We start from the raw sequence: 12,487 nt of genomic DNA, 5'->3' as shown, positions 1-12,487 counted from the left end.
GCCGGTCGCGCGCACACCCGCCGCGCTGGCGGTCGTGCCCATGGCCCGGGCGGCGGGCGCTGGGGGCTACTTGGCGGCGGGGTTCTCGAGCAGGCTCGGCGGCGGGTTCTTCCTGATGGCCTCGGCCACCGTCACCTGCTGCGGGCTCATGCACTCGTCAGCCATGCGCTGACCCAGTTTCTGGTTCATGAGCATGGATTTGTTGGCGATCTGGATCCACACGGCGCCGGCACGCTGGTCCTCCAGGCGCACGGCGCTGGTGGCCGAGACCACGGGAGACATGTGGTATTTGAAGCCCTTGCCATGCACGTAAAAACGCCCGGGCGATTGCGCATCGGCCTCGACCTCGACGAAGGCGCCGAGTTCGCAGGCCATGCGGCCGGTGTATACGCTCTCGGCGATCGCCAGTTCTTGCGGCGTGAGCGCGGCCTCGGCCGCGCTGATGCCGGCAGCCACCTGCATCGCGCCGCTGTGCAGCCGGGTGCGGCTGCTGGTAGGCGACGCCTTGGCCACCACGCTGTGCGCCTCGCCCGCAGCCTTCTTGTTCGACTTGGCGGCGGCAGATTTGGCGGCCGCCGGCTTGGCGCTGCTTTTGCCGACGCTCTTCTTCGCCTCTGCCTGGGCGGCAGGCTTGCCGGCCGGCTGCGACGCGGTCTGGGCCAGGGACCATGCGGGGACGGCCAGCAGGAGTGCGGAGGCGATGAGGGTTTTCATGATGGTTCCAACGAAAGAGAACGGTAGGACTGCGGTAGCGGCAAGAATACCCGTGTCAGGGCTCGGCGTCGTCAGTCTTTGCAAACCAGGCCTGGGCCTGTGGCGGCAGCATGCGGCCGGTCTGGTGCGCACGCTCGAGCACCTGCCAGAAATACCGGTAGCTGGCGCGGTCGTGCAATACGCCATCCTCGCTGATCGGGGCCCAGTCAGCGTGCATGGCGGCAGAAATGATGCGGGCGGCGCGCGCAATCTCGGCCTCCTCGGGCGCGAAGGCGGCGAGGATGGGGCGGATCTGCGCCGGGTGGATGCTCCACATGCGCGTATAGCCGAACTCACGCGCGGCGCGGGCGGCCGCGGCCTGCATGGCGGCCGCGTCGCTGAATTCGGTGACCACGCAGTGCGACGGCACCTTGCCGTTGGCATGGCAGGCGGCGGCGATCTCGAGCTTGGCGCGCACCACGAGCGGATGCTCGAACTGCCCCGCCGACGTCATGCCCGAGGCAGGTATCGCGCCGCCATGGGCGGAGACGAAGTCCATCAGCCCGAAGCTCAGGCTCTGGATGCGCGGATGGGCGGCAATCTCGAACGCACGGTGCACGGCCGCAGGCGACTCGATCAGCGCATGCAGCGGCAGGTGCCCCGCCCCGGCCGCGACCAGCGCGCGCTCGGCCAGCAGCACGTCGTCCACCGACTCGACCTTGGGGATCATGATGTGGGTGAGGCGCTGGCCGGCCTCGCCGGCGATGATGGCCATGTCCTGCGCGAACGCGGGATGGTCCACCGTGTGCACGCGCGCCGCCACGCGTGCGCCCGGGGCTGCCTGGGTTGCCAGCGCCGCCACCAGCGTGGCGTGCTCGCGCTCGCGGCCCACGGGGGCTCCATCCTCGCAGTCGAGCGTGACATCGAACACGCAATGGCCGAACTCGGCCTGCAATTCCTGCTGCAGTTGCAGGCTCTTGCGCATGCGCACCTCGACGCCGCTGTAGTGGTCGCACACGGGGATGCTCTGGGCGCCGGCCTGGGCACCCAGCAGCACCTGGGCGGGATGAGCGGTGGAGGATGTGGTCATGGCTGGCGCTGGGCGACGATGAAGAGACGGGGAAAGGCCAGCAGGCGCCGGCCGTCGGCGCGCACGCCATAGGCGGCATCCACGCGCCGCTCGTATTCGGCCAGGAAATCGTCCCGCAGCGCGGGCGGCAGTCCCTCCACGAAGGGCTTGAGCCCCGTGCCCTGCAGCCACTGCACGATGGCGGTGGCCGAGTCCATGGGGTGCTGGTAGACGGTGTGCCAGACATCCACCGAGGCAGCGCCGGCCCGGGGCGCTGCCAGCAGGTCGTAGTAGCTGCCGACGGGCAGGATGCCGGTGCGCATGCGGGCAGCGTCGCCGACGTGGCTGGCGAACCGCGGCTGGCCCGCCACCTCGCGCATCAGGCGGTGCGCGGGCTCGTCGAGGTTGTCCGGCATCTGGATCGCCAGCACGCCGCCTGGCGCCAGCAGGGCGAACAGGCGGGGAAGCAGCGTCTCGTGCGCACCGACCCATTGCAGGGAGGCATTGGCGTAGATCAGGTCCGGAGCGTCGCCGGAATTGGGGGCCCAGGCGGCAATGTCGGCCAGCGCGAAAACGGCCTGCGGCAGGCGCTGGCGCGCGGCGGCCAGCATGGACTGGGAGTTGTCGATGCCGGTGACGCGCGCCTGAGAAAAGCGCTGCGCCAGCAGCTCGGTGGAATTGCCCGGCCCGCAGCCCAGATCCACCACATGGCGGGCTCGGGCCAAGGGAACGCGCGCCAGCAACTCAGCTGCAGGGCGCGTGCGCTCATCGGCAAAGCGCAGGTAGAGCGCAGGATTCCAGTCGAGCATGGAAGAGCCGGATTACAGCAGGTGCTTGACGCCGTCCTGCTCGCCCTGCAGTTCGGCCAGGGTCTTGTTGATGCACTCTTGCGAGAAGGCGTCGATGGGCAGATCTTTCACGAGGGTGTACTTGCCGCCTTCGCAGGTCACGGGGTAGCCGAACACCACATCCTTGGGAATGCCGTATTCGCCGTTGGAGGGAATGCCCATCGTGACCCACTTGCCGTTGGTGCCCAGGGCCCAGTCGCGCATGTGGTCGATGGCGGCGTTGGCGGCCGAGGCGGCCGAGGACAGGCCGCGCGCGGCGATGATGGCCGCACCGCGCTTGCCCACGGTCGGCAGGAACACGTTGGCGTTCCAGTCATGGTCGTTGATGGTGTCCTTGACGGACTTGCCGTTCACCGTGGCGAAACGGTAGTCGGCGTACATCGTGGGCGAGTGGTTGCCCCAGACGCACAGCTTTTCGATATCGCCCACGGCGATGCCCATCTTGGCGGCGATCTGGCTGGCGGCGCGATTGTGGTCCAGGCGCAGCATGGCGGTGAAGTTCTCGCGCGGCAGATCGGGCGCGCTCTTCATGGCGATGTAGGCGTTGGTGTTCGCGGGGTTGCCGACCACCAGCACCTTCACGTTGCGCGAGGCCACCGCGTTCAGCGCCTTGCCCTGGGCCGTGAAAATCTGGGCGTTGGCGGCCAGCAGGTCGGCACGCTCCATGCCGGGGCCGCGCGGACGTGCGCCGACCAGCAGGGCGTAGTCGGTGTCCTTGAACGCCGTCATGGGGTCGGCATGGGCCTCGATGCCTGCGAGCAGCGGGAAGGCGCAGTCTTCGAGTTCCATGACCACTCCCTTGAGGGCGTTCTGCGCCTTTTCGTCGGGGATTTCCAGCAGTTGCAGGATGACGGGTTGGTCCTTGCCCAGCATCTCACCGGAGGCGATGCGGAACAGCAGGGCGTAGCCGATTTGACCGGCGGCGCCGGTAACTGCGACGCGAACGGGCTTCTTGCTCATGAAAAACTCCAGAAGGGAAGTGTGAGAAAAATGGCGTTGGTGCAAGGTAGCACCAGCGCCAGTCATCAGCAGCCCGTGCCCCGCAAAACAGAGGGCGATTTTACTGCCGATTCCTGCACAGGGTCAATTTGTCTTATGTCTTATATAAGATATGATCACCTCAACAGTACCGACAGCATCGCCATGCCGCCCTCACTCCCGCCCAGCGCCGAAGACCCGCCACCCGTGAGCGGCAGCGCGGGGACTGTCACGCCGGCCTTCAGCCCGCTGTACCAGCAGATCAAGGGCCTCATCCTGCATAGCCTGCAGCATGGCGAGTGGAAGCCCGGCGAGGCCATTCCGAGCGAAATGGAACTCGCGGCACGCTTTCGCGTAAGCCAGGGGACCGTGCGCAAGGCCATCGATGAACTGGCCGCCGAGAACCTCGTCACCCGCCGCCAGGGCAAGGGCACCTTCGTGGCCACCCACACCGAACGCCAGGTACAGTACCGTTTCCTCAAGCTGCTGCCCGACCAGGGAGACGCCAGCGTGGAAGGCCCAGCCCAGCGCACCATCCTGGAATGCCGCCGGGCACGCGCCGGCATGGAGGTCGCGCGCATACTCGCCTTGCGCGCCGGCGATCCGGTGATCCAAATCAAGCGCATTCTCTCGTTCACGGGCGTGCCCACCATCCTGGAGGACATCTGGCTGCCCGGCCAGGCGTTCAAGGGGCTGACGGCCGAGCAACTGGCCCACTATCAGGGCCCCACTTATGCCATGTTCGAGATCGACTTTGGCGTTCGCATGGTGCGCGCCGAAGAAAAGATACGCGCCATACTCCCGGACGAAACCCAGGCGCAGTGGTTGAATGTGACCTGCAGCACGCCGCTGCTGAGCGTGGAGCGGCTGGCGTACACCTACAACGACGCCCCGATGGAGTTGCGCCGGGGCCTGTACCGAACCGATACACACCACTACTACAACGAGCTGAATTGACCCGCCACTGATCCAACGCAGCCGCATCGCGATGCAATGCAGGCCAGAATATGCAGCTGCCGCAACAGTGCCGTGGTGCATTGCAATAGAATTTTGGGCTGTCCGCATCGACACGATTACAACGCAGTTACATCCACGAAAGACCCAGCCATGACAGAGATCGCAAAAAAACGGCCGCAGTACCGCAACCTGAACCTGTTCACCGACATCAGAACCTACCGCCTGCCGCTGGCTGGTCTGGTCTCCATCCTGCACCGCGTCAGCGGCATGCTGCTGTTCGTTTTGCTGCCCTTCATCATCTGGCTGTTCGACAAGTCGGTGTCCTCCGAAATTTCCTTCGGCAGCTTCACCTCCGCGTTCAGCACCGGAATCGGCTTCCTGCCCGCTTGGTTCATCAAGCTGGTCGTGCTGGCGCTGATCTGGTCCTATCTGCACCACCTGGCCGCAGGCGTGCGTCACCTGGTACTGGACGTGACACACAAGACGACCAAGGAATTTGGCCGCCACTCTGCCGTGGCCACGCTGGTCTTCAGCATCGTGCTGACGCTGGTCCTGGGCGCCAAGCTGTTTGGCCTGTACTGATTCGAGAAACCAAGGAGAAAAACAATGTCTGCAACCTACGGCTACAAGCGCACCGTCGTCGGCGCCCACTACGGTTGGCGCGACTTTCTGGTGCAACGCATCACCGCCGTGCTGATCGGTGTGTTCACCCTGCTGGTGCTGTGCAAGCTGCTTTTCACCTCGGGCCCCATCGGCTACGACGCCTGGGCCGGCATCTTCGCGCCGCAATGGATGAAAGCGCTCACGTTTTCCGTCATCGTTGCCTTGATTTGGCATGCCTGGGTGGGTGTGTGCAGCATCTGGTACGACTACGCCAAGCCGGCGGGCCTGCGCCTCGTGCTGCAAGCCCTGTCGGCCATCTGGCTGGTCAGCTGCGGCGGCTGGGCCGTGCAGGTGCTGTGGCGCCTGTAGACCATAGCCATAGCGCCCTCCATTGCCTCCCCTTTAGCCCCCATTCCCCACGACCATGAGTTACACCAAAAAAGACATTGCCGTTCGCAAATTCGATGTCGTCATCGTCGGCGCCGGCGGCTCCGGCATGCGCGCCTCGCTCGAACTCTCGCGCGCCGGCCTCTCCGTGGCCTGCCTGTCCAAGGTCTTCCCCACCCGCTCGCACACCGTTGCCGCCCAGGGCGGCGTGTCGGCATCGCTCGGCAACATGAGCGAGGACAACTGGCACTACCACTTCTACGACACCATCAAGGGCGGTGACTGGCTGTCCGACCAGGACGCGGTGGAGTTCATGTGCCGCGAAGCGCCCAACGTGGTGATCGAGCTGGAGCACTTCGGCATGCCGTTCGACCGCAACCCCGACGGTACCATCTACCAGCGCCCCTTCGGCGGCCACACCGCCAACTACGGCGAGAAGCCCGTTCAACGCGCCTGCGCCGCGGCCGACCGGACCGGTCACGCCATGCTGCACACGCTGTACCAGAAGAACGTCGAATCCAAGACCAACTTCTTCGTGGAATGGATGGCGCTGGACCTGATCCGCAACAGCACCGGCGACGTAGTCGGCGTGACCGCGCTGGAACTGGAAACCGGCGACCTGTACGAACTGCACGCCAAGGCCGTGCTGCTGGCCACGGGCGGCGCGGGCCGCATTTTTGCGGCATCGACCAACGCGTTCATCAACACCGGCGATGGCCTGGGCATGGCGGCGCGCGCCGGCATTCCGCTGCAGGACCTGGAGTTCTGGCAGTTCCACCCCACCGGCGTGGCCGGCGCGGGCGTGCTGCTGACCGAGGGCTGCCGCGGCGAAGGCGCCATCCTGCTCAACAGCAATGGTGAGCGCTTCATGGAACGCTACGCCCCCACCTTGAAGGACCTGGCGCCGCGCGACTTCGTCTCGCGCTCCATGGACCAGGAGATCAAGGAAGGCCGTGGCTGCGGCCCGAACAAGGACTACATCCTGATGAAGCTCGACCACCTGGGCGCAGACACCATCAGGAAGCGCCTGCCCTCGGTGGAGGAAATCGGCCACAACTTCGCCAACGTGGACATCACCAAGGAGCCGATCCCCGTGGTGCCCACCATCCACTACCAGATGGGCGGCATCCCGACGAATGTCCATGGCCAGGTCGTCACCTGGGACGGCGAGAAGAACAACGTGGTCAACGGCCTGTACGCCGTGGGCGAATGCGCCGCCGTGTCGGTGCATGGCGCCAACCGCCTGGGCACCAACTCGCTGCTGGACCTGCTGGTGTTCGGCAAATCCGCGGGCAAGCACATCGTCGAATTCGTGAAGGGCTTTGGTGGCCACCACGCCGCCGTTCCGGCCGATGCCTCCGACCGCACGATGGCGCGCCTGAACCAGCTGGAAAACTCCAAGGACGGCATCTATGCACAGGATCTGGCCAACGAGATCCGCCAGACCATGCAGTCCCACGCCGGCGTATTCCGCACGCAAAAGGGCATGGACGAAGGTGTGGAGAAGATCGCCGCCATCCGCAAGCGCGTGGGCTCCATCACACTCCAGGACAAGTCCAAGGTCTGGAACACCGCCCGCATGGAGGCACTGGAGGTGGACAACCTGATCGAGGTGGCACAGGCCACCATGGTCTCGGCCGCTGCGCGCAAGGAATGCCGCGGTGCCCACACGGTGGACGATTACGAGCATCCCGCCGACCACCCCACCGCGCCGCTGGGCCGCGACGACGTCAACTGGCTCAAGCACACGCTGTGGCACAGCCAGACCAATAGCCTGACCTACAAGCCGGTGAACATGAAGCCGCTGACGGTGGACAGCATTCCTCCGAAGGTTCGCACGTTCTAAGACTGCGCAGTCCCACGAAAGAAATACACCATGCAACGCACTTTCAAGATCTATCGCTACGACCCGGACAAGGACGCCAAGCCCTACATGCAGACGCTGCAGGTGGAGCTCGACGGCCATGAGCGCATGCTGCTGGACGCCCTGCTCAAGCTCAAGAAGCAGGATCCTTCGCTGTCGTATCGCCGCTCCTGCCGTGAAGGCGTGTGCGGTTCGGACGCGATGAACATCAACGGCAAGAACGGCCTGGCCTGCCTCACCAACATGAAGTCGCTGCAGGGCGATATCGTCCTCAAGCCCCTGCCCGGCCTGCCGGTGATCCGCGACCTGATCGTGGACATGACACAGTTCTTCAATCAATACCACTCGATCAAGCCCTACCTGCAGAACAGCGAGCCGACGTCGCCCTCCAAGGAACGCCTGCAGTCCCCCGAGGAGCGCGAAGAACTCGACGGCCTGTACGAGTGCATTCTGTGCGCAAGCTGCTCCACCTCCTGCCCCAGCTTCTGGTGGAATCCGGACAAGTTCGTCGGTCCCGCTGGCCTCCTGCAAGCCTACCGTTTCATCGCCGACAGCCGCGACAAGGCCACTGGCGAGCGCCTGGATAACCTGGAAGACCCCTATCGGCTGTTCCGCTGCCACACCATCATGAACTGTGTGGACGTATGCCCCAAGGGCCTCAAGCCTGCGGCTGCCATCAGCAAGATCAAGGAGCTGATGGTGCGCCGCGCCATCTGATCTGCACCGGGGCGCCAGCCGCACGAACCATGACCGACGACGCACTGCTCGATACACGCGATGTCGCCATTCTGCGCTGGCGCAGCCGGCGCGGCCTGGTCGAGAACGATCTGTTCATCGAGCGTTTTTTTGAGCACCATGGCACGCAACTGACGGTCGGCCAGGGGCGCGCGGTAACGATGCTGATGAATCTGCCCGACAACGATCTGCTGGATTTACTGCTGCGGCGCAAGGAACCGGAAGGTGAAATCGCCACCGACCAAGTCAAGGCCGTATTGGAGCAAATGCGCCAGCGGACATGAGGCCGCCCCTCCCTCCCACTGAGCAACCAACCCAAGGAAACTGGAAATGAAACTGGCAGACAACAAAGCGACGCTCTCGTTCAGCAACGGCAGCCCGAGCGTCGAGCTTCCCGTGTACCAGGGCAGCATAGGCCCGGATGTGATCGACATCCGCAAGCTGTACGGCCAGACGGGCATGTTCACCTACGACCCGGGCTTTCTATCCACCGCATCCTGCCAGTCTGCCATCACGTACATCGACGGCGACAAGGGCGAGCTGCTGTACCGCGGCTACCCCATCGAGCAGTTGGCCACCAAGTGCGACTATCTGGACACCTGCTACCTGTTGCTCAACGGCGAACTGCCCAACGCCGGTGAACGCGACGACTTCCACAAGCTGGTGCTCAAGCACACCATGGTGCACGAGCAGATGCAGTTCTTCCTGCGCGGCTTCCGTCGTGATGCCCACCCGATGGCCGTGCTCACGGGCCTGATCGGCGCGCTGTCGGCTTTCTATCACGACAGCACCGACATCAACAACCCCGAGCACCGCCACATCTCGGCCATCCGCCTGATCTCCAAGCTGCCGACGCTGGTGGCCATGGCCTACAAGTACGGTGTTGGCCAGCCCTTCATGTACCCGCGCAACGACCTCTCCTACGCCGGCAACTTCCTGCGCATGATGTTCGGCACGCCTTGCGAGGACTACAAGGTCAACCCGGTGATCGAGCGTGCAATCGATCGCATCTTCATCCTGCATGCCGACCACGAGCAAAACGCCTCCACCTCCACCGTGCGCCTGTGCGGCTCCTCGGGCACCAACCCGTTCGCCGCCATTGCCGCTGGCGTGGCCTGTCTGTGGGGCCCGGCGCACGGCGGCGCCAACGAAGCCTGCCTGAACATGCTCGAAGAGATCCAGGCCAACGGCGGCGTAGCCAAGGTCGGCGAGTTCATGGAGCAGGTCAAGGACAAGAACTCCGGCGTCAAGCTAATGGGTTTTGGCCACCGCGTGTACAAGAACTACGACCCGCGCGCCAAGCTCATGCAAGAGACCTGCAACGAGGTGCTGGCCGAGTTGGGCCTGGAAAAGGACCCTCTGTTCGCCCTGGCCAAGCAGCTCGAGAAGATCGCCCTGGAGGACGACTACTTCGTGCAGCGCAAGCTCTACCCGAACGTGGACTTCTACTCCGGCATCGTGCAGCGCGCCATTGGCATCCCCGTGAACCTGTTCACCGGCATCTTCGCTCTGGCCCGTACCGTGGGCTGGATCGCCCAGCTCAACGAGATGATCGGCGACCCCGAGTACAAGATCGGTCGCCCGCGCCAACTGTTCACCGGCTCGCCGCGCCGCGACGTGCCCTGATCATGCCAACGCCTGCCTTCGCGCAGGCTGCTTGGAGCGGGTTGATGCACGCTCCTACAAGCCCGCACGCACCAACTGCCTGCGGGCTTTTCTGTATGCACTCCGGCAGGCCTGCATGTCCCGAAGGCCCCGACGTGACGGTTTGGGCCATAGGCGGCGTGCTACACGACCGGAGCGATACCGCAGGGGTGGGCATTGCGAAACATCACTCTTGGAGTGGCCTTGGAGCTGCATGATTCGATCTGTCCCAATGCGACGCACCTGATATTCCCAGCCACGGCCACCAGAAACCTGCACCAGAAAATGCGCAGCACATGCGGAACCGCCAGGGCTGGTGGCGGTGCTGTTGATTGGGATACGTACCAACGCTCATCCTGACTCTAGAGCGTATTATGAATTTAATAGCGCCTGAGGTAGGTTGCGCCGATGGCAAGACACAAGGTGTACCCCACGGATGTGACAGACGAGGAATGGAGCTTTGCGGCGCCATACCTGATGTTGATGGATGAACAGGTGCGCAAGCGCCCGGTGGGCTTCAGGCCTCGGATCCAGTCGCTGCGCTCGGTGGCCAAGGCGCCCAACGAGCACTGGGCCACGGACATGTGCCGGGTCTGGGCCGGGCCGCGATGGCTGGGCGACGATGGCGCTGGTGATCGACTGCCACAGCCGTGAACTGCTGGGCTGGCACCTGTCGCGCAGCGGGAAGTCCAAGACGGCGGAGTCGGCGCTGGAGCAGGCCCTGATCGCGCGCTTCGGCACGCTAGGCCGTGTGCCGGCGCCGTTCCTGCTGCGTTCGGACAATGGCTTGGTCTTCACCAGCCGCAGCTTCACGGCGCTGGTCAGGAGCTACGGACTGAGCCAGGAATTCATCACGCCGCATAGTCCTGAGCAGAACGGCCTGGTCGAGCGGATGATCCGCACGCTCAAGGAGCAATGCGTGCATCGGCACCGGTTCGAATAGCTGCAGCACGCCAGTCGCCTGATCGGCGACTGGATCCACTTCTACAACCACCGGCGCCCGCACCAGGCGCTGAACATGAGAACTCCCGCTGAGGCTTTTGCATTAGCGGCCTGACCTGAGCAGGATTTGCTGGGTCAATACACGAACGCCAAGAAAGGGGTGGAGTCGGCATCGTCAGACCTAGCGATGCTGGCCAACCCGCCGGCGCTCGACCTCCCCCTTCGATAGCACGCTCGGCCAGGTTGCCAGTTCGTCGCCGGTGAAGCTCGCAAGGATTTCGGGGAGGTGACCTTGCCCCTGGAATCCGAACCCCATAGCCGAGCTCATGAGTTGGCTTGCCTTAGCTGATTGGCATGCCAGTCCTGCTCGAACTGCATCGGGCTGACGTAGGCCAGCGTCGAAGGTAGCCGAGCGCAGTTGTACCAGAGCAGCCAGTCGATGATCTCATCCTTGGCTTCGCGCCTGGTTTCAAAGCGTTGTCCGTGCAGGCGTTCTACCTTCAAGGATCCGAACAGTGTCTCGCCGCAGGCGTTGTCCCAGCAGTTGCCTTTGCGGCTCATCGAACTGGTGATGCCGCACTCTTTGAGCACTGCCCTGAAGTCGTGACTGGCGTATTGACTGCCCCTGTCGCTGTGGAAGATCAATCCGGCCTGCTTGCCCGGATGGCGCTTGAACCAGGCCATGCGTAGCGCGTCGATCACGATGTCGCGCGTCATGTCCTGGCGCAGCGACCAGCCCACCACCTGGCGGCTGAACAGGTCGATCACCACCGCCAGGAACAGCCTAGCCTTCGTCTGTCGCGATGTAGGTGATGTCGCCCACCCAGACCTTGTCAGGTTCGCTCACAGCGAACTCGCGCTTGAGAACATTGGGCGAGATTGGCAGGTCGTGGCGACTGTCTGTGGTGACCTTGAAGCGGCGCTTGCCCTTGGCCCGGATGCCATGCAACTGCATGAGCTTGCGCACCCGCTCCTTGCCCACCTGCAGGCCTCGGGCCACCAACTCCTTCCAGATGCGCGGCCAGCCGTAGCTGCCTCGCGTCTCGGCGTGGACGGCCTTGATGTGCCCCAGCAAGGCATCGTCGCTCAGGTGGCGCCGCCGAGCACCGCAGGCCCTGCGAACGAAGTGCTCGTGGTAACCCGCCAAGCTCACACGCAGCACCCGGCATTGCACCGAGATCGGCCACACTCGGCGGTGACTTTGGACGAAGGCGTACTTCACCGCTGCGGCCTCGCGAAGTACGCCGTCGCTTTTTCCAGGATGTCGCGCTCCATCTTCACCCTCGCCAACTCTGCGCGCAACCGGCTGATCTCCATCTGCTCCGCGCTCACGGGCTTGCTGTCAGCGCCGCTGAGCTTGTCTTCGCGTTGCGCCTTGACCCAGTTGAACAGCGTTTGCTCAACCACGCCCAACGTGCGTGCCGCAGCCGCGATGCTCTGGCCGCCAGCGACCAGCCGCACTGCCTCCTGCTTGAATTCGAGCGTGTAGCGCGCTCTCGTCGTCTTTGTCATTTACGTCTTCCTTGCCTGAATTGAAACACTCAGCAAGGGGTACGTTTTTCGGGGGCAACATCAGGATACAAGCAACGACAAGCAAGACGCTCATCAATCGGAAGAAGCTACTGGCGATGATCCCGCTGTCTGAGAGCCTGTTTGCGATCTTCCGACCTCAGACAATAGGGGTGTGAAAAGAAAGCAATACCCGAGCGACATCAGCCGAGAGAAGTTTGCCGAGATAGAGCTGTTACTGCGCAGCGTCAGGCGCAC

Annotated in this window: 11 protein-coding genes and 2 pseudogenes; 8 read left to right on the top strand and 5 right to left on the bottom strand. The window is 64.1% G+C overall.

All coding sequences use genetic code 11. The features are described from left to right. Window positions 1-66: 66 nt before the first annotated feature. The 4 genes from ACX12L_RS20740 to ACX12L_RS20725 are packed head-to-tail and all read right to left on the bottom strand — an operon-like array spanning window position 67 to window position 3,570. The gene (locus ACX12L_RS20740; RefSeq protein WP_459264332.1) at window positions 67-714 is read right to left on the bottom strand and encodes a hypothetical protein; all 648 of its coding nucleotides are present in this window, start codon (window positions 712-714) and stop codon (window positions 67-69) included. 55 nt (window positions 715-769) lie between these two features. After that, window positions 770-1,783, bottom strand: a complete 1,014-nt coding sequence (locus tag ACX12L_RS20735; RefSeq protein WP_459264331.1) for an HpcH/HpaI aldolase/citrate lyase family protein — start codon at window positions 1,781-1,783, stop codon at window positions 770-772. Then, the gene (gene tam / locus ACX12L_RS20730; protein ID WP_459264330.1) at window positions 1,780-2,571 is read right to left on the bottom strand and encodes a trans-aconitate 2-methyltransferase; all 792 of its coding nucleotides are present in this window, start codon (window positions 2,569-2,571) and stop codon (window positions 1,780-1,782) included. The genes ACX12L_RS20735 and tam overlap by 4 nt, the downstream gene beginning before the upstream one ends. A gap of 12 nt (window positions 2,572-2,583) precedes the next feature. After that, window positions 2,584-3,570, bottom strand: coding sequence for a malate dehydrogenase (locus tag ACX12L_RS20725; RefSeq protein WP_459264329.1), 987 nt, complete (start codon window positions 3,568-3,570; stop codon window positions 2,584-2,586). Between the two features lie 183 nt (window positions 3,571-3,753). On the opposite strand from ACX12L_RS20725, the gene ACX12L_RS20720 reads away from it, so the two are divergent. The 8 genes and pseudogenes from ACX12L_RS20720 to ACX12L_RS20685 all read left to right on the top strand — a co-directional run bounded on the left by ACX12L_RS20720 (window position 3,754) and on the right by ACX12L_RS20685 (window position 10,835). After that, window positions 3,754-4,545 (top strand): GntR family transcriptional regulator, encoded by a 792-nt coding sequence (locus ACX12L_RS20720; protein ID WP_459264328.1) that lies wholly within the window; start codon window positions 3,754-3,756, stop codon window positions 4,543-4,545. 150 nt (window positions 4,546-4,695) lie between these two features. Further along, window positions 4,696-5,127, top strand: coding sequence for a succinate dehydrogenase, cytochrome b556 subunit (gene sdhC / locus ACX12L_RS20715; RefSeq protein WP_459264327.1), 432 nt, complete (start codon window positions 4,696-4,698; stop codon window positions 5,125-5,127). Between the two features lie 24 nt (window positions 5,128-5,151). After that, on the top strand, window positions 5,152-5,517 hold the full coding sequence (gene sdhD, locus ACX12L_RS20710; protein WP_459264326.1) for a succinate dehydrogenase, hydrophobic membrane anchor protein: 366 nt from the start codon (window positions 5,152-5,154) through the stop codon (window positions 5,515-5,517). A gap of 55 nt (window positions 5,518-5,572) precedes the next feature. Then, window positions 5,573-7,381, top strand: coding sequence for a succinate dehydrogenase flavoprotein subunit (gene sdhA / locus ACX12L_RS20705; RefSeq protein WP_459264325.1), 1,809 nt, complete (start codon window positions 5,573-5,575; stop codon window positions 7,379-7,381). A 30-nt stretch (window positions 7,382-7,411) separates the two neighbouring features. After that, window positions 7,412-8,116, top strand: a complete 705-nt coding sequence (locus tag ACX12L_RS20700) for a succinate dehydrogenase iron-sulfur subunit (protein WP_459264324.1) — start codon at window positions 7,412-7,414, stop codon at window positions 8,114-8,116. Window positions 8,117-8,145: 29 nt separating this feature from the next. Beyond that, on the top strand, window positions 8,146-8,418 hold the full coding sequence (locus ACX12L_RS20695; RefSeq protein WP_459264323.1) for a succinate dehydrogenase assembly factor 2: 273 nt from the start codon (window positions 8,146-8,148) through the stop codon (window positions 8,416-8,418). 46 nt (window positions 8,419-8,464) lie between these two features. Beyond that, window positions 8,465-9,760 (top strand): citrate synthase, encoded by a 1,296-nt coding sequence (gene gltA, locus ACX12L_RS20690; protein ID WP_459264322.1) that lies wholly within the window; start codon window positions 8,465-8,467, stop codon window positions 9,758-9,760. Window positions 9,761-10,186: 426 nt separating this feature from the next. After that, a pseudogene (locus ACX12L_RS20685) lies at window positions 10,187-10,835 on the top strand (transposase). Window positions 10,836-11,044: 209 nt separating this feature from the next. Here the strand turns inward: ACX12L_RS20685 and ACX12L_RS20680 are convergent. Then, window positions 11,045-12,232: pseudogene (locus tag ACX12L_RS20680) on the bottom strand (IS3 family transposase). Between the last annotated feature and the right edge of the window lie 255 nt (window positions 12,233-12,487).

This window comes from Alicycliphilus sp. T452 (assembly GCF_054512775.1).
Note: the sequence above shows the minus strand (reverse complement) of the source record. Positions and strands in the feature narration are given on the sequence as shown.

What these genes read in the sequence shown, in the direction of transcription:
- gltA (WP_459264322.1), top strand. Translation starts at nt 8,465, where the DNA reads ATGAAACTGGCAGACAACAAAGCGACGCTCTCGTTCAGCAACGGCAGC.
- ACX12L_RS20720 (WP_459264328.1), top strand. Translation starts at nt 3,754, where the DNA reads ATGCCGCCCTCACTCCCGCCCAGCGCCGAAGACCCGCCACCCGTGAGC.
- sdhD (WP_459264326.1), top strand. Translation starts at nt 5,152, where the DNA reads ATGTCTGCAACCTACGGCTACAAGCGCACCGTCGTCGGCGCCCACTAC.
- ACX12L_RS20700 (WP_459264324.1), top strand. Translation starts at nt 7,412, where the DNA reads ATGCAACGCACTTTCAAGATCTATCGCTACGACCCGGACAAGGACGCC.
- ACX12L_RS20740 (WP_459264332.1), bottom strand. Translation starts at nt 714, where the DNA reads ATGAAAACCCTCATCGCCTCCGCACTCCTGCTGGCCGTCCCCGCATGG.
- sdhA (WP_459264325.1), top strand. Translation starts at nt 5,573, where the DNA reads ATGAGTTACACCAAAAAAGACATTGCCGTTCGCAAATTCGATGTCGTC.
- ACX12L_RS20735 (WP_459264331.1), bottom strand. Translation starts at nt 1,783, where the DNA reads ATGACCACATCCTCCACCGCTCATCCCGCCCAGGTGCTGCTGGGTGCC.
- ACX12L_RS20695 (WP_459264323.1), top strand. Translation starts at nt 8,146, where the DNA reads ATGACCGACGACGCACTGCTCGATACACGCGATGTCGCCATTCTGCGC.
- sdhC (WP_459264327.1), top strand. Translation starts at nt 4,696, where the DNA reads ATGACAGAGATCGCAAAAAAACGGCCGCAGTACCGCAACCTGAACCTG.
- tam (WP_459264330.1), bottom strand. Translation starts at nt 2,571, where the DNA reads ATGCTCGACTGGAATCCTGCGCTCTACCTGCGCTTTGCCGATGAGCGC.
- ACX12L_RS20725 (WP_459264329.1), bottom strand. Translation starts at nt 3,570, where the DNA reads ATGAGCAAGAAGCCCGTTCGCGTCGCAGTTACCGGCGCCGCCGGTCAA.